The organism is Bacillus sp. LR--39, from assembly GCF_053613335.1.
Map to the genome: position 1 here is coordinate 1,207,409 of NZ_JBSIOT010000001.1, position 18,079 is coordinate 1,225,487.

Here is an 18,079-nt window from a genome sequence, read left to right on the forward strand (position 1 = left end):
TCCATGTTTTCAATCTATCATTTCGTCTTGTCAACACGTTTGCAAAAATGAACCTAACTTCTGATTCAAAAGCGAGGCCGTCTCTTCCATAAGCCGCAGGCCGATACCATCGGCATGGCGGTTTTTCCAGGACTCCAGCTCCGTACCTTTCACCCATTGATTGAAGGCGCCTAATGCCGGGCCGCAATGAATCTGGAAGTCTACCTTGGCATCCGGGTCTCCTTTAATCGCCGAAGCAGAACTTTGCCTGAAATACCATTTGAATATGAGCGCCATTTTCTGTTTCGGATTCCGTTCGGCTTTTGAAATGTCTTCATTCGAATAATGAGCCTTCACTTTGTCATAAATACTGCTTACACTTGCCTTAAAATACTTCTCTTCTATTTGTCTGAGTGTCTTTTCATCAATTTCTTCAATTGAGCGGTGACGCTGATACAGTTCATGCAGCTTAGAGGCGCGGGTCGGAAAGAACAGCCCTTTCTTTAATACCTGCACCTTGCTGCCTGATTCAAACATATCGCCGGCCGGCGCGTAGGCCGTGTCCTGTACATTCATCTGCTGCAGGAGGTCCTTTACGAGGCCGCTCGTCGCTGCTTCAACGGTGCATTGGTTAATAGATCCGGTCACAATAAAATCAGCGCCGAGCATAAATGCGGCCATGGCAGCCTCGGGCGTTCCGATTCCCCCTGCGGCTCCGATGCGGACGGTTTTGCCGTATCGGTATTTTTTCATCATGTCATCTCGTAAACGGATGATCGCCGGCATGAGGCTGTAAGCAACTCCGCCGTCAGTGTGGCCGCCTGAATCAGCCTCTACGCAGATGTCATGCGCAACGGGTATTTCTCTCATCAGACTTGCTTCTTCAGCGGTAATTTTGTTTTCGGCTGCAAGTTTCTGCAGAATGTGATCAGGCGCCGGGCTGAGAAACGCTTCCGCTACTTCCGGACGGGAAAGCTTGGCGATAATCCGCTGACGCGCTATTATTTGTCCGCCGGCACCGCGTTTTAACCCCTTAGCGCGAAACCTTACTAAAGCGGGAGTAACCGTTAAAAACGCTGATGCTTCCAAGTTCTGAATCCCATGCTTCAATAAAAGATCAATCATTTTTTCTTCTGAATCTGTATGCTTCATATTATGTACAACATTTATGCCGAAGGAACCGCCGTCACGAAGCTCATGCTGAATTGACAAAATGGCGTCCTCAACGTGCGTGATGTTCAAACCGCCTGTTCCGAAAAAGCCCATCATTCCTTTTTCGGCCAGTTTGACGACCATTTCCTTCGAAGAAATTCCGCGGTACATGCCGCCGGCCAAGTAGGCGTATTTCAATTGATAATCGCGCTTAAACTCTTCATTTCCTAAAGACGCCGCCGTAATTGAGCTTTTTCCAGCCTCGGCCGGGACTTTGATTTCATCTGTTATCGGCTCCGCTTCAGCCGTAATTCTTTGAATCAGCCCCGTCAGCACTTTTCCGGGACCGATTTCCTCAAAGCTCATGTTCTTTCTTCCCATTAAGAGACGGATGCTGTCTGTCCAGTTCACCGATCCCGTTATTTGTCCGGTGAGTGTCTCTTTCAGCTCTCTCTGCTCATATGGTCTTGCCGTCACATTTGAAATGACCGGGATGGACAGCGGCTTAAAATGGAAAGATTCAATAAAGCGTGAAAACTCTTCCTTCGCTTCCAGCATGTATCTGGAATGAAAGGCGCCGCTGACATTTAAGCGGTGAACCATTTTTACGCCGTTTACGGCTTCAAAAACAGATGCGGCTTTTTCAATATCTTCTTTATATCCGGAAATGACAATTTGCTGCGGTGTGTTCATGTTGGCGATATCAATCATATCCAAGTGATTTTCTCTTAAAACATCCGTCACCTGCTCATGAGTCAGGCCGATCACCGCTGCCATGCCGCCTCCTTTTGCGCGGCTCATCAGTTCGCCCCTTTTTTTGACCAGCTGTAAGCCTTCTTCAAAATCAAAGGCGCCCGAAGCGTATAACGCGTTATATTCGCCCAAACTGTGTCCGGCGGTAAAATCCGGTTTCAAGCCGGTCTCTTCTGTTTTTTTCAAATAACTGAGGGCATTGACGACATAGAGCGCCGGCTGAGTGAATTGAGTCTGATTGAGACGTTCTCCGTCCCGGCACAGCTCCTGAATGGAATATCCGAGAATGTGATCGGCCTTTGCGGTTAATTCAGGATAGCGGCCGAACAGGTTCTCCCCCATCCCTACTTTTTGCGAGCCTTGGCCTGGAAAAACAAAGCTGATCATCTTACAGTCTCCTTCCGGGCGGTGATAAAATGCTGTCTTCTATTTGCTGCAAATGTGTTTGTTCTTTATGAAACGGCGTCATAATGGCACGGATGCGTTCAGCCGATCCTGCAGGAAGAATCTGTTTGGCAAATGCGGCCAATGTTCCGGAAGGCCCGGCATCAATATACAATCCTTTTTGGCGGCTGTCTGCGAATTGAAGCGCTTCGCGGAATCGAATCGGCTTTCTTACGATATCCCAGAAAAAGTCCGCTTGTATATCGGTCTCAGCCTCTCCGGTAGCACTGGAGATGTACGGTATAAACGGAGTCCGGATTGATTTCTGAGCTAAAAAGCGCTTGTACGGCTGTTCCGCCTGATCAACCAGCGCTGAGTGAAACCCGTAAGATACCGGCAATAGCTGATGAGGAATCTGCTTTTCTCTCAGATTGTCCATGATCTTTTTGATATGTTCCCGCTCTCCCGAGATGACAAAGTGAGAATGATAGTTTACAGATGCCAATTCACTATGTTCGCCGAGCAGCGGATCATCTTGATATAAAGCCGGATCACCCAGTATCGCAAGCATACTGCCGTTACGGCAAGTTTCCGTAACGATTCGGGCCTGTTCCAGCACGCAATCTAAAGCATCCTCGGCGCTCAGCACGCCCGACACAGCGGCCGCTGCATACTCTCCGAGGCTTGCTCCGATCACATAATCGGGACGTATGCCTCTTTGCTCCAAAGCATATGCAAGTGCGTACTCAGCCATGAAAATGGCAGGATGGCTGAAAAGAAGGCGGTCAAATGGATCAGACAGACGATTGCCTGTATGATACATCTCTTTTAGGACAGAGTAACCGAAACGGCTGACTGCAAAATCGTCCAAGTCAAGCATTTTCTGCCGAAAAGCGGCGTTATGTGCAAACAGCTCTTTCCCCATTTGATAGTATTGGGAACCCTGTCCAGAAAACATGAAAACAATTGGCTGGTTCATTTGTTCTCCTTTTTGCTGCTTATTTTTTTAAAATATTGATTTGTGAGTGTTTCGTGATGTCGTGTGCAGGTGAAGTGGTCGTGATGTTGTATGGCTGGCACTATTGTGTGAGATAAGAATTTTAACTTGCGTTCCGCTACATGGCGGGTGAAGCTTCAGTTTCTTTTTTGATGCGGTGAATAAGTCCTGTCAGCACATGGCCCGGGCCGACTTCTTCAAATTCCATCCGCCCTTTGTCCAGCAGAAAGCGGATGCTGTCGTTCCATCGCACTGAATGGTCGATCTGATCGGCCAGAACGGAGTGGATTCCGTCTTGCTCATAAGGTCTGGCATGCACATTAGAAATGACAGGAATTGATATAGCAGAAAAATGAAATGACTGTAAAAATTTTTCGAACTCTTGTTTCGCTTCACTCATATATCTCGAGTGAAAAGCGCCGCTTACGTTTAACGGATGAAACATCGTAACGTCTTTTAATCCTTCGAATACGCTTTTGGCTCTTTCAATGTCTTCTTTGCGTCCGGATATGACAACTTGGTGAGGAGAATTCATATTGGCAATATCAATCGTATGTAATCCGTGCGTTTGAAGGGCGTCTGACACTTGATCTGCAGTTAACCCCATAACAGCGGCCATTTTTCCGTCAGTGGCCATACTCATTAATTCGCCTCTTTTACGGACAAGCTGCAGACCGGTAATAAAATCAAAAGCACCTGCTGCAAACAGCGCATTATATTCTCCCAAACTGTGGCCGGCCACATAATCCGGCTTTATGTCATTGTCTTGGATTTTTTTCAAATAGCTTAACGCGTTTACAACATATAAAGCAGGCTGGGTGAACTGCGTCTTGTGAAGGTTGGAATACGGATTCTCAAGACAAAGCCGTTTCATAGAATATCCGAGTGTTTCATCAGCCTGCTCCGTTAAGTCTTTAAATTCATCAAACAATGAGCTCCCCATTCCCTGCTTTTGAGAACCTTGTCCGGGGAATAAGTATGTGATCATTTTCTCAGCCATCCTTTCTCGGATTCAGATAAGAAGCATGTTCAAGTTGATAGTAACTTCACAAAAATACCATGTCAAGTTAATTTATCCTATGCGAACTCCTGAATAATACCTATTTTTCCCTGTCGGAAGGCGGACTCAGGGCTTTCGGAACAGGCGTAAGCAGAATGTCCCATCCGGCCTGCCCGGCGTTCTCTTCCGCAAACTCCCGTTACTCAGCCATTCATCACCAGAAATCTAGTAATAACTTCCATTCCATTTCAGAAGTTCCTTGCCTCAAAAGAAAAGCTAGTTAGATAGAACTAAATTACGCATTACTTAAAATGAAACAGCCCTTTTTGATTTTTTCTGTTGCGGAAATTCACAAAATGTTCTTTTTTTTCAATCTGAAAGTAAATATTGTTTTTCAAAAGACTCTCCATTTTTTGACCCGGCTTCTCCCCGAAGGAGTGCCCCGGATACACACGCACATGCGGCGGAATGGAGGCTTTGATCCTCTGTATACTGTGAAACATATCTTCAGCTGAGCTGCCCCTGTCCTCACATATACCGCACCCTTCTGTAAACACGGTGTCACCGGTAAAAAGATGATCAGATAGCAAATAACACATTCCCCCGGCCGTATGTCCCGGGGTCAATATACTTTTGATGATAAACCCTCCGGCCGCAAAGGTTTGGCCGTCTTCAAGCGCTATTAAGTTTCTGCACCGGAATTGATAGAAATCGATTTCCGCTGACGACATGTATATATCAGAATGATAGATTTGCTGAAGCGGCTCCGCCAAGTTTACATGGTCATAATGCGAATGTGTTAATAAAATAGCTGATAAATCAACATCCAATTCATGCAGTTTATCGGTTATTTTATCGATTTCCCAGGACGGGTCCACCGCTATCGCAGATTTTTTCGAGCGGTCTGCGATAATATAACAATAGTTGGACCACATCTGGTGATAAGTTTTAATTTGATGCACTTCATATGTATGATCCATTGTCACCATTCCCATTTAAAAGATCCGGGCAGACTGCTGCCGCCGCCCAGCCGACTGTAACCACTTTACCAGATGACACCACGTTTTTCCATGGATTTTCCGGTAAAGTTAAAAAAACTTTCTGCTCCCGCCAAAAGCACCAGTCTGGACCTTTTTTACAAATTGCTATGCTGATATATAAGGAAATTAGAATATTAATTTAGATGAATTCTTTAGGGAATTTTATTCAGAAAATGAAGGATGAATATGGGTTTCAGATAAAAAGAAAACAAATTGAGCTTTTGTTTTGAAAAGCAATTGCCGAAGCGACCGAAGGGGATAATCAGTTTTTAGAAATGATCCGCAATCAAGATTATTATTTTAATCCTTTTCTTCAAGATAACTAAACCACACGGGCTCTCGAAATATATCAGAATACCTTAGTTCTTACACCGAATTCAACGTTATATGGACATTAACATAATTGAACTTAGAAAAGTACGGCGTAATTTACACTCTTTTCAAATCAGCCCTAGCTGCAACAATTCACGAAAGTGCCGCGCAGCTTTTTACTGTGCAAACAAAACTAACATAAAATCATTAAGTGTAAAAAGTAAATATTAAACATTAGACAAACAGACTATGTTATATGGGTCGGAGTTTACCGCTCAAGGTAAATTGCCCTGGGATGCAATACCTGCTAAAGCTGCCTATGGGTAGAATCGGCGTTTTGAAATAATTCTTAATACGATCGACAATTTTACTGGTGCAGTGGAAGATGCGTGCTATGCGGGTGCTCTAAAAGAACTGGCAACCCAACAGCCGCTTGGTGGATTACTAAAACTCTTAGGCTTTTCATTTAAACGGGACTATTGTTGGTGTTTAACAAATTTATCCTGTGTTAAGTTTTAAAGTGATTATTTTCTAACGTGTTAAGATCGGAGGTAACTATGGAAGATAAAAGTAATGCTGAACCGAGCCCAAAAGCTATAAGAATTCTAACTTACATCATTCCTATAGTTTTAATAGGGCTTATCCTTGTTCTTAAGAATATTAATACCGCAGCAGCAGAAATTTCATTTTATATTGTTGCTATCGGTGTGGTTCTCTTAGTGGTTTTCAGTTTGATCAAAAATAGAAAATACCGCAGGAAGAACTAAATGTAAGGGGGGCTAATTACTAGTCCCCCTTGACTAACTTGCGGATAGTATAACCCGCCAAATTCCAATTTTATTTAAATTCTTCACAAATAACATGAGATTTTTCAGGAACCGTTTTCTCCAATTATTTTACTATTAATGCAGTCAATTGACGATATAGACGGTTACACCAAACACAGGATACTACATCGCCAACCCCAAATACTCTCCAAAAACAATTTTTATATGACAGAAAAGCAGCTGGATGTTAAACAAATCATCATGATTGACGGCATACCAATGCACCAATTATGCCAGAAATTAAAAAACTCAAAAGTTATCTCTGAAAGGCTGGGTCATTCAAACTAGTAAGGCTGCTTGTGGGCAAATAACGGTTTAGTCTCACATAAACGTTGTTATTACATCACACGCTTAAACATCTTCTCCATCTCATACGTGCTGTGGTGGATAATGATCGGCCGGCCGTGCGGGCATGTGAACGGGTCTGTCGTTCGGCGCAGGTCGTCCAAGAGCGCTTTGATTTCGTCGTTGCGCAAATGCCGGTTCGCTTTGATTGAGCCTTTGCAGCTCATCATAATGGCCGCTTCCTCCCGCAGTTTTTTAATATCGATCTGTTTGGCGTCAAGCACCTGCTGAATGATTTCTTCAATCAGTTCAGCTTCTTCCCCTTTTGGAAACCAGGCAGGATGGCAGCGGACGATGTAGCTGTTCGTGCCGAATGCTTCTAAAAATACTCCGACGCTTTCAAGCTCATGCTGATGCTGGTCAATGATCAGCGCTTCATTTGCCGCGTAATGAAAGGTGAGCGGCACGATCATATCCTGCACTTCAGGCTCGACCTGCCCGACTTTCTCCCGGAAATATTCGTATTTAATCCGTTCTTGTGCCGCATGCTGGTCAATGATATACAAGCCGTTTTCGTTTTGGGCTAAAATATATGTCCCGTGCATTTGGCCGATCGGATACATCACCGGAACTCTTTCTTCCCGTATTTCTTCAGAGACAGCTTCCGGTTCCGGAATATCTGAAACAGGCGCTGCCGTTTCGGGCATACCGAGCTCCGGCGGCACTCCGTGATCCGCTTCATTCGGGAGGATTTCTTCTTCTATTATTAGCGGCTCAGGCTCTTTTACGACCGAACTCAGCTTCATTGGTGAGTAAGACGGCTCCGGCGTTTTTTCAGGAAGTTTCCGCTCAGGCGCGCTTTCCTCAAATGTCATAAATTGCTGTTCGTTTTTGGCCGGTGCCGGCGCTGATTTTTTCGGGAGCTGGGCGCTCGGAATAAGCCGCTGCTTTTGAAACACTTCCTTTATCCCGTCACGGATCAGCTCATGCAGCTCCGTCTCTTTGCTGAGGCGGACTTCAAGCTTCGACGGATGGACATTGACATCAACCAAAATCGGGTCCATCGTAATTTCGATAAACGTAATCGGATGGCGGCCGATCGGCAGAAGTGTGTGATAGCCCTCATGCACCGCTTTTACAAGCGGGAAATTCTTAATGTATCTTCCGTTAATGACAGATGACATGTAGTTTCTGGATGCACGCGTGATTTCCGGAAGCGCAATGTAGCCCTTGACTTCAAAATCAAGCGAGCTGACATGGAGCGGTATCATTTTTTTCGCAACCGCCGTCCCGTAAATTGCGGCCAGCACATGGCGCACGTCCCCGTTACCGTTTGTCTGCAGCAGATTTTTCCCCTGATGACGGAGACGGATCGATACTTCCGGATGCGCAAGAGCGATCCGGTTGACAACATCCGTAATATTGCCGAGCTCCGTATGCACGGTTTTCATATATTTCAACCTGGCGGGTGTATTGAAAAACAGGTTGGTAACGATAATCTCCGTTCCTTTTCTGCTGGAGGATTTCTGTTCAGAAATGATATTCCCGCCCTGAAGAATGAGATGGGTTCCCGCTCCCTCGCCGATGCTCGTTTTGATTTCCAGATGAGAAACAGACGCGATACTTGGCAAAGCTTCTCCGCGGAAACCGAGGGTTCTCACCCGGAACAGGTCGTTTTCATCTTTGATTTTACTGGTCGCGTGGCGGCGGAAAGCCCGCTTGCAATCATCGGTTTCCATCCCTTCGCCGTTATCGAGCACCCGAATCGACGAAAGCCCCGCTTCCTCTATGTCGATTTCAATGACTTTGCTGTTTGCGTCGATGGCGTTTTCCACCAATTCTTTAACGACTGAGGCAGGCCGTTCGACCACCTCGCCGGCCGCTATTTTATTTGAAAGTTCATCTGACAGCTGGATGACTTTTGCCAAGTCCGTCACCTCTTTCTATTTTATTTTTTTTTGCAGCTTGTACATTTCATTCATCGCTTCAAGCGGCGTCATATCGAGAATATTGATTGACTTAAAGGCTTCAAGCACTTGTTTTTCTTTATTAGAAACAGCCGGTGCCTTCTGTTCTTTTTCACCATCAGCAAAAAAGGACAGCTGTGCCGGTTCTTCTTTGACGGCGGGCTTTTTCTCAGGTGCCGCCGGAAGCTCCGGTTTATCTCCCGTCTGCTCAAGCTGTTTCAAAATCTCCTGCGCGCGGATGATCAGATCGTCCGGGAGCTCGGCAAGCTGGGCGACATGAATGCCGTAACTTTTATCTGCGGCTCCTTCTTTGATTTGATGGAGAAACACGACCGTTCCGTTATATTCCTCTGCGCGCACATGAACGTTTTTCAGCTGAGGAAGCTTATCTTCAAGCACCGTCAGCTCATGATAATGCGTGCTGAACAGTGTTTTAGCGCCGATATGATCATGGACATATTCAATAATCGCCTGTGCCAGCGCCATTCCGTCGTACGTTGATGTCCCGCGGCCGATTTCATCAAACAGGATCAGGCTGTCTTTTGTGGCGTTCACAATCGCGTTTTTCGCTTCCAGCATTTCCACCATAAAGGTGCTTTGTCCGGAAATCAAATCATCCGCTGCCCCGATTCTCGTGAAGATTTGATCAAAAATCGGCAGAACCGCTTCTTTTGCGGGCACAAAACAGCCGATCTGGGCCATGATCGATAGAAGTGCGATCTGTCTCATATACGTGCTTTTACCTGACATATTCGGACCCGTAATCAGGAGCATTTCCCGCGAATCGCCCATCAGGCAGTTGTTCGGCACGTATTCTTGACTGTCCATCACCTTTTCAACGACGGGGTGTCTCCCTTCAATGACTTTTACTTCATTATCAGAAAAGACGGGCTTTGTGTAATGCCTGTTTTCACTGATCGTCGCAAAGCATTGCAGTGCGTCCAGTTCACTCATTTGTTTGGCAAGACGCTGCAGACGCGGAATAAATTCTTTCACCTTTTCACGCAGTCCGGCAAAAAGCTCATATTCCAGCTCGCAGATGTTGTTTTCCGCTTCTAAAATAAGCGCTTCTTTTTCCTTCAATTCCGGCGTAATGTACCGTTCGGCGTTTGTGAGGGTCTGCTTCCGCTCATACCGTCCGTCCTCAAGAAGATGAAGGTTTGCTTTTGTGACTTCAATATAATAGCCGAACACTTTATTGAAACCGACCTTTAATGAACGGATGCCCGTATAAGCGCGTTCCTGCTGCTCCAGTCTGGCAATCCAGTCTTTACCGTTTTTGCTGGCGTCACGGTACTCATCGAGCTTCTGATGATAGCCGTCTTTAATTAAATTGCCTTCTTTTAACGATAACGGCGGGTTTTCATGAAGGGCTTCTTCTAACAGGTCAAGCAAATCTCCGCACGGATCAATCAAGCCGGCGCGTTCTTTTGCTTTTTTATGGTTAAGAGACCCTACAAGCTCTTTGATGCTCGGCACTTGTTTTAAAGATTCTTTCAGCTGGATTAAATCTCTTGCGTTGACGTTTCCGAATGCGACCCGGCCCGCCAGACGTTCTAAATCGTATACTTCCTTCAGGCGCTCTCGCAGATCTTCACGCTCAAACAGATGATTGATCAGCGTCTCGACCATTTCCTGGCGTTCTTCGATTTGGGATGCCCTGATCAGCGGGCGGTCAATCCATTGTTTGAGAAGCCGGCCGCCCATCGCTGTTTTCGTCTCGTCTAAAAGCCAAAGCAATGACCCTTTTTTGCTTTTCGAACGGATCGTTTCCGTCAGCTCAAGATTCCGTTTTGAATACAGGTCAATTTTCATCGCTTCTTCCAATTCATATACTTGAACCGGCTGCAGGTGATCCAGGCTCCGTTTTTGCGTTTTCTGCAAATACGTATATAAACGCATAAACGTCTCTGTCAGCTCTTCGCCCGGCAAGTGCTTTGCGATTTCAATGCGTTCTGTTATTTCCCCGTCTTCGATAGAAATCGTGGCGCCGCACCGTTCTTTCAGCTGAGCAGCTGTATGTTCGTTAAACTTGCTTGATACGACAATTTCCTTTGCGCCGACTGAGTAAATTTCTGACATGACATCTTCAATCCGCTCAATAAATACGGCCAGGTTTTCTCCGGTCGTTAAGTCCGATAAAGCGAGGCCGTATCCGTCACGGAATTCGGAAACGGAAGCGATAAAGTTGTTTTCCGATTCATGAATGCCTTTTCCATCCATCACGGTTCCCGGTGTGATCAGCTGGACGACTTCTCTTTTCACAACGCCTTTAGCCGCCTTCGGATCTTCCGTCTGCTCACAGATCGCCACTTTATAGCCCTTTTTAATCAGCTGTTCAATATAAGCCGCCGCGGAATGATACGGCACGCCGCACATCGGAATTTTATCAGCCGAACCTCCGTCTCTGCTTGTCAGTGTAATTTCAAGCTCTTGTGACGCTTTTTTTGCATCTTCAAAAAACATTTCATAAAAGTCACCAAGCCGAAAAAATAAAAAGGCATCTTGGTGCTCTGCCTTTATCTTCAAGTATTGCTGTATCATAGGCGTGTAACTAGCCATCATTTAATCCCTCACTATGTATCTTCTCTTATCCGAATCCCATTATAACATAAACAAAAGAGTGATATCTTTATATATAAAAAAGAGACTTGGGGTGTTAAACTCCCCTAGCCTCAACTTATTCTTCAGGATCTCCGACTAAAAATTCAGGGTTAATGTCCTCTAATTCTTCATCAAGATCGTCTTCCCAATCATCATCATCGTCTTCTTCCCAGTCAGGATTTACTTCGACGACGACTTTCGTTTCACCGACCACTTCTGCTAAAAATTCTCTCTCTGCCTGAACCACGATTTTATTTCCGTTAGGAGAAATGGTGACTTCAAGACAATTCGGCTGCTGCAGCACTTTGGCAATGACTTCGTGTTCGTCATCTAAGTAATTTGTGTCTCTGTATCTGAGTTTAATCACATCGACATACTTTACTCTCTCGGTTACAACTTCCGTTTTTGTATTATCGGCGTAAGAGTACCAGACGTTTATATCATAATACCCTTCAATTTCTACAGTCTTCCCGATCTTTTCGGCATCGTACTTGTGGTTGATAATCCAGCCGCCCAATATACTTGACGGTTTTTCTCCAGGTGAGATCGTGTTGGTGCATTGGGTGAATTTTCTTCCTTTCGCAACTACCGCTTTCGTAATAATTTCCCTGTATTCAGACATTCCGGCAGGCCTCCTTGTTCTTCTTCGTGTTATCTTATGCTGGGCATTTGTCTCATGTGCATTTTTATAATAAAAATATAAAAATACAAAGTTTCTGTTTCATTGTATGCAGCCCTGCCCAGAAACTTTACTTTTAAGTATGATAAAACTTTCCAGTAAAATGGGACAAAACGGTGACCTGATGAAAATTTAGTACATATCACAATTAGTTCTCAAACAGCAAAAAAACACGGGCCGATGAAGGCCCCGTGTTTAAATAGAACAGCTGTTATTCGAATGTTTTACTTTTGAACCGGTTTCTCCCGTCAGCAGGTTGCCTCCGGTAGATGTAATGATTTCGTTTGTCACCTGATTTGAGATCGTATGTGCGACAAGCTGAAGAAGGTCATTGACCTCAATCTGGGAATCTCTGAATTCCTGAATGATCGGAATCCCTTCAAGCTCTTCCTGCAGGGCGTCAATTTTACTTTCCACTTGTTTCAGCGCTTCAAGCTTTTCGTAGTGCTTCAGGTTAACGGCTTGCTTTTGCAGGGTTTTAATCTGATTAATAATCGCAGAGACTTTTTCATTTTCGTTAATCTGCGCCTCGGCGCGTTTAAAAAAATCAACTTCTTCTGTTTCAGAAATCATTTTCGCAAGGTTCCTAGCCTGCTGTACAATGTCTTTCTTAGAGTAAAGCGTCATTATTATTTCACCTCGATTGCTTCTCCTGCCATCACACCGTCAAGCGACCATGTTTTCGCCTGTTCGATTTTGACGCGTACAATCTTGCCGATGGCGTCTTTCGGCCCTTTGAAGTTGACGAGCTTGCTTTTTTCCGTATAGCCGGCAAGAATGTCAGGGTTATTTTTGCTTTCTCCCTCAACTAATACTTCGACAGTCCTGCCTTCATATTCCTTCATTTTTTTGGCTGAAATTTCTTTCACCAAATCATTGAGGCGCTGAAGACGTTCTTTCTTGACCCTCATCGGAACATTGTCTTTCATCTTCGCTGCCGGCGTGCCTTCACGAGGAGAGTAAATAAACGTATATGCGCTGTCAAATTCCACTTCGCGATATAACGAGAGCGTTTCTTCAAATTGTTCATCGGTTTCATTCGGAAAACCGACAATAATATCGGTCGTCAGTGAAGCGTTCGGCATCGCCGCTTTAATTTTTCCGACAAGCTCCAGATAGCGTTCTCTATCATATTTGCGCGCCATCATTTTTAACATCGCTGAGCTTCCTGATTGAACCGGAAGATGGATATGGTCAAGAAGGTTGCCGCCTTTGGCGAGCACCTCGATCAGATGATCATCAAAGTCACGCGGATGACTCGTCGTGAATCGGATTCTCGGAATATCAATTTTACGCAGTTCGTCCATTAAATCACCGAGACCGTACGTCATATCCTCAAAATCTTTTCCGTACGCATTCACGTTTTGACCGAGCAGCGTGATTTCTTTATAGCCTTCACTTGCAAGTCTTCTGACTTCCTGGATAATTTCCTCAGGACGGCGGCTTCGTTCTTTTCCGCGGGTATACGGTACGATGCAGTATGTGCAGAACTTGTCACAGCCGTACATAATGTTGACCCAGCCTTTAATTTTTCCGTTGCGGACTTTCGGAAGGTTTTCAATGACATCCCCTTCCTTCGACCACACTTCAATAACCATCTCTTTTGATAAATATGCCTCTGATAACAGTTCCGGCAGACGGTGAATGTTGTGCGTGCCGAAAATCATATCGACAAACGGGTGCTTCTTAAGGATGCGGTTTACGACTGATTCTTCCTGTGACATGCAGCCGCAGACGCCGAGAATCAGGTCCGGGTTATTTTTTTTGAGCGCCTTTAAATGGCCGAGCTCTCCGAACACTTTGTTTTCAGCATTTTCCCGGATAGCGCAAGTGTTTAATAAAATAACGTTCGCGTCATCAACCGAATTTGTCGCTTCATAACCGAGCGCCATAAAAATACCCGCCATGACTTCCGTATCATGCTCGTTCATTTGGCATCCGTACGTGCGAATATAAAATTTCCTGCCTTCACCGAGGCCTTTAAATTCTTCTGAGATTTTAAAATCGTTATGATATTGAACGGATTCTTTGCCCCGTTTTTTCGCATCTTTTAAAGAAGGCGGAATATATACGGCTTCAAAATACTTGCTGTAATCCTTTTCGGATTTTTTGTCCGCCGGATTCACTTGTCCGCTTTCCTGCTTTTGCTTTTCATTCATGTTCGAATGTCTCCTTTCAACCGAAACTTCCACCTTCAAGTATACTGGTTAAAAGCGTTTGGCACAACCGCCAGCCTATTATTGTACACCTTATTGAGAATAAGAATCAATAAGAAATAAAAAAGAGGGAATCATTTCCCCCTTACACAAGCTGAAGCTCTTTTGCGGCTGAACAGATTACTTCCAGGGCCCGGTCAAGCTCCTCTTTTGTATGCTCTGCCGTAATAATGGTGCGGATTCTCGCTTTTCCTTGGGCGACCGTCGGATACACGATGCTTTGTGCAAAGACGCCGCGGGTCAATAAAAGGTCTGATAATGCCTGGGCTTTTTCTTCCTCCCCTATTAATATCGGCACGATCGGTGTTTCGCTTTTTGTGAGGGTCAGCCCCATTTGAACCAGTTTGTCTTTGAAATACGCCGTGTTCTCCCATAGCTTTTCCATATGCTCCGGCTCTTCCAGCAGGACGTCAATGGCTTCTATGCATGCGGCCGTTACCGCAGGCGGATGAGAAGTGCTGAATAAGAAAGGACGCCCTTTATGGCGCAGGTAATCGATCAGAACCTGCGATCCCGCGGCGTAACCGCCAAGCACTCCGATGGCTTTGCTTAATGTGCCCACCTGAATGTGGACTCTTCCGTCAAGCCCGAAGTGATTAACCGTTCCCCTTCCGTTTTTTCCGAGTACGCCGGAAGCATGCGCGTCGTCGACCATCACAAAGGCATCGTACGCCTCTGCAAGTTTGACGATGTCAGGCAAAGGAGCGATGTTGCCGTCCATTGAGAATACGCCGTCGGTGACGATCAGGCGCATGCGGTAATTCATTGATTTTTTCAGCACCCTTTCCAAATCGTCCATATCAACATGGCGGTACACCTTTTTATCTGCTTTCGTCAGCCTGATCCCGTCAATAATGGAAGCATGGTTCAGTTCGTCAGAGATCACGATATCCTCTTTTGTAAGAATGCTTGATAAGACGCCCTGATTCGTTGTGAACCCCGATTGAAAAACAAGTGCCGCTTCTGTTTTTTTAAAGTTTGCCAATTTCTTCTCAAGCTCATTGTGCATTGTGAATGTTCCGGCGATTGTCCGGACGGACCCGGTACCCGCTCCGAATTCTTCCGCGGCGCGTTTGGCCGCTTCGACAAGTCTTGGATGCGACGTCAAACCGAGATAATTGTTCGATGAAAGCTGTATCACGTTTTCCCCTTTGACTTCCACCGACGGACCCTGCTTCGTTTCAATTTGTTTCATTTGCTGCCACGTTTTATTTTCTTTCATTTTATCAAGCTCTGCTTTTAGAAATTCAAATTCTTTCATTATAGAACCCTCCCCTTATGGAATCAAAATGACTTTGCCGCACTGGCCCTTTCTCATCAGGTCAAACCCTTTTTCAAAGTCTTCAAGCGGAAACTGATGCGTGATCACCGGCGTCAGATCAACAAGGCCGGATTCAAGCAGGTGCGATACCTGCCGCCATGTTTCAAACATTTTTCTGCCTGTGATGCCTTGGACGGTAAGTCCTTTAAACACCACGTCATTTGTCAGGTCAACCGTCACCGGACGTTCCGGCAGACTCAGCATATGGAACCTTCCCCCGTTGGCCGCCATCTTTAGTCCCTGTGCTATAGCTGCCGGGTGGCCTGACATTTCGCAGACAAGGTCGATCCCTTCTCCGCCTGTTAAGGTGTCGATCACCTCAAGCGGATCTTCCTTATCAGCTGAAATGGTGATCGCGGCTCCCAATTTCTTCGCAAGAGCCAGCCTGTAATCATTTTTATCAATGGCCGCAATACGGGATGCACCGGCCGCTTTAGCCACTGCCACCGCCATCAGCCCGATCGGCCCGCAGCCGATAATTGCAGCGGAACCGCCCGCAAGCCGGCTGCTTTCCAGCACCGTATGCACCGCGTTGCCAAGCGGCTCTTGAACAGAAGCGACGGCGGGGTCCATATCAGCGGGATTTTTCCAAACATTTCGAGCCGGCACTTTGACATATTCAGCGAAGGAACCGGCTGTATCTACGCCGAGGATCTTTGTATGGGTGCACACATGATGTTTTCCTGTTAAACAAGGGACACAAGTACCGCAGACGAAGTGGGTTTCAGCCGAAACGTAGTCACCTATTTTGACATTTGTGACGTGCTTGCCCGTTTCCGCTACGATACCGCTGAATTCATGTCCGAATACTTGAGGTGTTTTGATTCGTTTCTGCGCCCATTGATCCCAATTATAAATATGCACATCTGTACCGCATATAGATGCGGCCTGTACTTTAACGAGAACTTCATTCTCATTTATGGAAGGTATGGGAATTTCTTTCAGAGTTGCTCCGAAAGCGTTTTCATTTTTGACGATAGCTTTCATCTTTCCTCCCAACATGTACACTCCTCCTCGAAAAAACACTGTAATAACTGGATTGTAACATGATATAAAAAGGAGGTAAATACCAGTGTCCACTCCAAGAAAACAACTGCTTCCGTCCGGAAAAATGGGCATGATTTTTTTTGAATATTATATGAATAAAGCCATTTATCATCTCTTCGTACTATCAATATAATATTGTGAGAAAATATGACAACAATAAAAACAACCCGCTCGCCTTACGCAAGCAGGTTGAGAATGTCATGTTTTTGTTTTTAACGGGGTTCGACGATTAACTTAATCGCCGTTCTTTCTTCTCCGTCAATCTGTATATCTGTAAAAGCCGGAATACAAATCAAATCTACGCCGCTTGGCGCGACAAAGCCTCTGGCAATCGCAACCGCTTTAACAGCCTGATTTAAGGCACCCGCCCCAATTGCTTGAATTTCGGCGGCTCCGCGTTCCCTCAATACACCGGCAAGCGCGCCTGCTACTGAATTTGGACTTGATTTTGCTGAAACTTTTAAGATTTCCATTTCTGCTCCCCCTTAGTTTTACAATGGATAAGTGAGTGTTCATTAGAACAATCATTATTAGATGTTGCTATCCAAAAAGCCATCCCCACAATGCTTTTCAAAAATAGCGGGCTACCTTCCATTTTTACTATATTCACTAAGAAGTTGCTATATTCCTGCTTTTCCTTTTAATATTTTTATAAAATAAACACATGATCACCTATTCAAAGAACATATGGTCATCATTGATTAATATCCGTTCGATATTTACGGCCTTTTTCGTTTGATCGTCGATGTCAATGAGCACTCCGCTCAGCGTAGTTTTACCTTCCGCCACCGTAAACCGGACAGGAAGATTGGTTTTAAACCGCTTGATGACCGTTTCTCTGTCCATACCGAGAATTCCGTCGTACGGACCCGTCATGCCTACATCAGTAATATATGCCGTTCCTTTCGGCAAAATGCGGTTATCTGCCGTTTGCACGTGTGTATGGGTGCCTACCACGGCAGAGGCTCTTCCGTCTGTGTACCAGCCGATCGCAATTTTTTCGCTTGTCGCTTCGGCGTGAAAATCAATAAAAATGTACGGCGTGCGCTTTTTCGCTTCTTCTATTAATTCATCCGCTTTAGCAAACGGATCATCAAGCGGCGGAAGAAACGTCCGCCCCTGTAAGTTAATGACGGCAAGCTCTTTTCCGTTCGATTTAATATAGGTAATGCCTTTGCCCGGCGTACCTTCCGGGAAATTCGCCGGCCGGACAAGATGCGGCACATCATCAATAAAGTCGAAGATCTCTCTTTTATCCCACGTATGATTTCCCATTGTAATGGCATCTGCTCCCGCTTCCATCAGGCTGTGGTAGATCTTTTCCGTCAGTCCTTTTCCGTGTGCTGCATTTTCTCCGTTAATAATTGTAAAATGCGGTTTATGTTTCGCTTTCAGTTTCGGGACATATTCTTTTACCATGTCGCGGCCCGGGGAACCGACAACATCTCCGATAAATAAAATTCTCATACATTCCATTCCTTCCTTTTCAGGGACTCAAAAAAATAAAGTGATGCGC

The 18,079-nt window shown here is 45.3% G+C and carries 14 protein-coding genes; 1 reads left to right on the forward strand and 13 read right to left on the reverse strand.

All coding sequences use genetic code 11. The annotated features are described in order from the left end of the window. Nucleotides 1–30 precede the first annotated feature (30 nt). The 4 genes from fabD (ACWHAR_RS05755) to ACWHAR_RS05770 form a co-directional block, all read right to left on the reverse strand. The gene (fabD, locus tag ACWHAR_RS05755) at nt 31–2,271 is read right to left on the reverse strand and encodes an ACP S-malonyltransferase (protein ID WP_032874963.1); all 2,241 of its coding nucleotides are present in this window, start codon (nt 2,269–2,271) and stop codon (nt 31–33) included. Between the two features lies 1 nt (nt 2,272). Continuing rightward, complete coding sequence (locus tag ACWHAR_RS05760) at nt 2,273–3,247, reverse strand: acyltransferase domain-containing protein (RefSeq protein WP_032874961.1); 975 nt, start codon at nt 3,245–3,247, stop codon at nt 2,273–2,275. Nucleotides 3,248–3,383: 136 nt separating this feature from the next. After that, nucleotides 3,384–4,253 (reverse strand): ACP S-malonyltransferase, encoded by an 870-nt coding sequence (gene fabD, locus ACWHAR_RS05765; RefSeq protein WP_032874959.1) that lies wholly within the window; start codon nt 4,251–4,253, stop codon nt 3,384–3,386. Nucleotides 4,254–4,567: 314 nt separating this feature from the next. Continuing rightward, a complete protein-coding gene (locus tag ACWHAR_RS05770; protein ID WP_032874957.1) occupies nt 4,568–5,245 on the reverse strand; it encodes an MBL fold metallo-hydrolase in 678 nt (225 codons plus the stop codon). Between the two features lie 929 nt (nt 5,246–6,174). On the opposite strand from ACWHAR_RS05770, the gene ACWHAR_RS05775 reads away from it, so the two are divergent. Beyond that, a complete protein-coding gene (locus ACWHAR_RS05775; protein ID WP_032874955.1) occupies nt 6,175–6,384 on the forward strand; it encodes a hypothetical protein in 210 nt (69 codons plus the stop codon). A 398-nt stretch (nt 6,385–6,782) separates the two neighbouring features. Here the strand turns inward: ACWHAR_RS05775 and mutL are convergent, their stop codons facing one another. From mutL to ACWHAR_RS05820, 9 genes are all read right to left on the reverse strand, one after another. Further along, nucleotides 6,783–8,657 (reverse strand): DNA mismatch repair endonuclease MutL, encoded by a 1,875-nt coding sequence (mutL, locus tag ACWHAR_RS05780; protein WP_032874953.1) that lies wholly within the window; start codon nt 8,655–8,657, stop codon nt 6,783–6,785. Between the two features lie 15 nt (nt 8,658–8,672). Then, nucleotides 8,673–11,258 carry a DNA mismatch repair protein MutS gene (mutS, locus tag ACWHAR_RS05785; protein ID WP_032875230.1) on the reverse strand — a complete coding sequence of 862 codons (2,586 nt, stop codon included), beginning with the start codon at nt 11,256–11,258 and terminating at the stop codon, nt 8,673–8,675. Between the two features lie 118 nt (nt 11,259–11,376). Further along, a complete protein-coding gene (gene cotE, locus ACWHAR_RS05790) occupies nt 11,377–11,922 on the reverse strand; it encodes an outer spore coat protein CotE (protein ID WP_003154111.1) in 546 nt (181 codons plus the stop codon). A gap of 252 nt (nt 11,923–12,174) precedes the next feature. Next, entirely contained in the window at nt 12,175–12,606 is a 432-nt protein-coding gene (locus tag ACWHAR_RS05795) for a RicAFT regulatory complex protein RicA family protein (RefSeq protein ID WP_003154113.1), read from the reverse strand. A gap of 2 nt (nt 12,607–12,608) precedes the next feature. Continuing rightward, a complete protein-coding gene (gene miaB / locus ACWHAR_RS05800) occupies nt 12,609–14,138 on the reverse strand; it encodes a tRNA (N6-isopentenyl adenosine(37)-C2)-methylthiotransferase MiaB (protein WP_003154116.1) in 1,530 nt (509 codons plus the stop codon). A 142-nt stretch (nt 14,139–14,280) separates the two neighbouring features. Continuing rightward, on the reverse strand, nt 14,281–15,459 hold the full coding sequence (locus ACWHAR_RS05805; protein ID WP_087920765.1) for a glycine C-acetyltransferase: 1,179 nt from the start codon (nt 15,457–15,459) through the stop codon (nt 14,281–14,283). Nucleotides 15,460–15,471: 12 nt separating this feature from the next. Beyond that, nucleotides 15,472–16,518, reverse strand: coding sequence for an L-threonine 3-dehydrogenase (tdh, locus tag ACWHAR_RS05810; protein ID WP_032874949.1), 1,047 nt, complete (start codon nt 16,516–16,518; stop codon nt 15,472–15,474). Nucleotides 16,519–16,775: 257 nt separating this feature from the next. After that, complete coding sequence (gene spoVS / locus ACWHAR_RS05815) at nt 16,776–17,036, reverse strand: stage V sporulation protein SpoVS (protein ID WP_003154135.1); 261 nt, start codon at nt 17,034–17,036, stop codon at nt 16,776–16,778. A 199-nt stretch (nt 17,037–17,235) separates the two neighbouring features. Then, entirely contained in the window at nt 17,236–18,030 is a 795-nt protein-coding gene (locus tag ACWHAR_RS05820) for a TIGR00282 family metallophosphoesterase (protein WP_003154137.1), read from the reverse strand. Nucleotides 18,031–18,079: the final 49 nt, after the last annotated feature.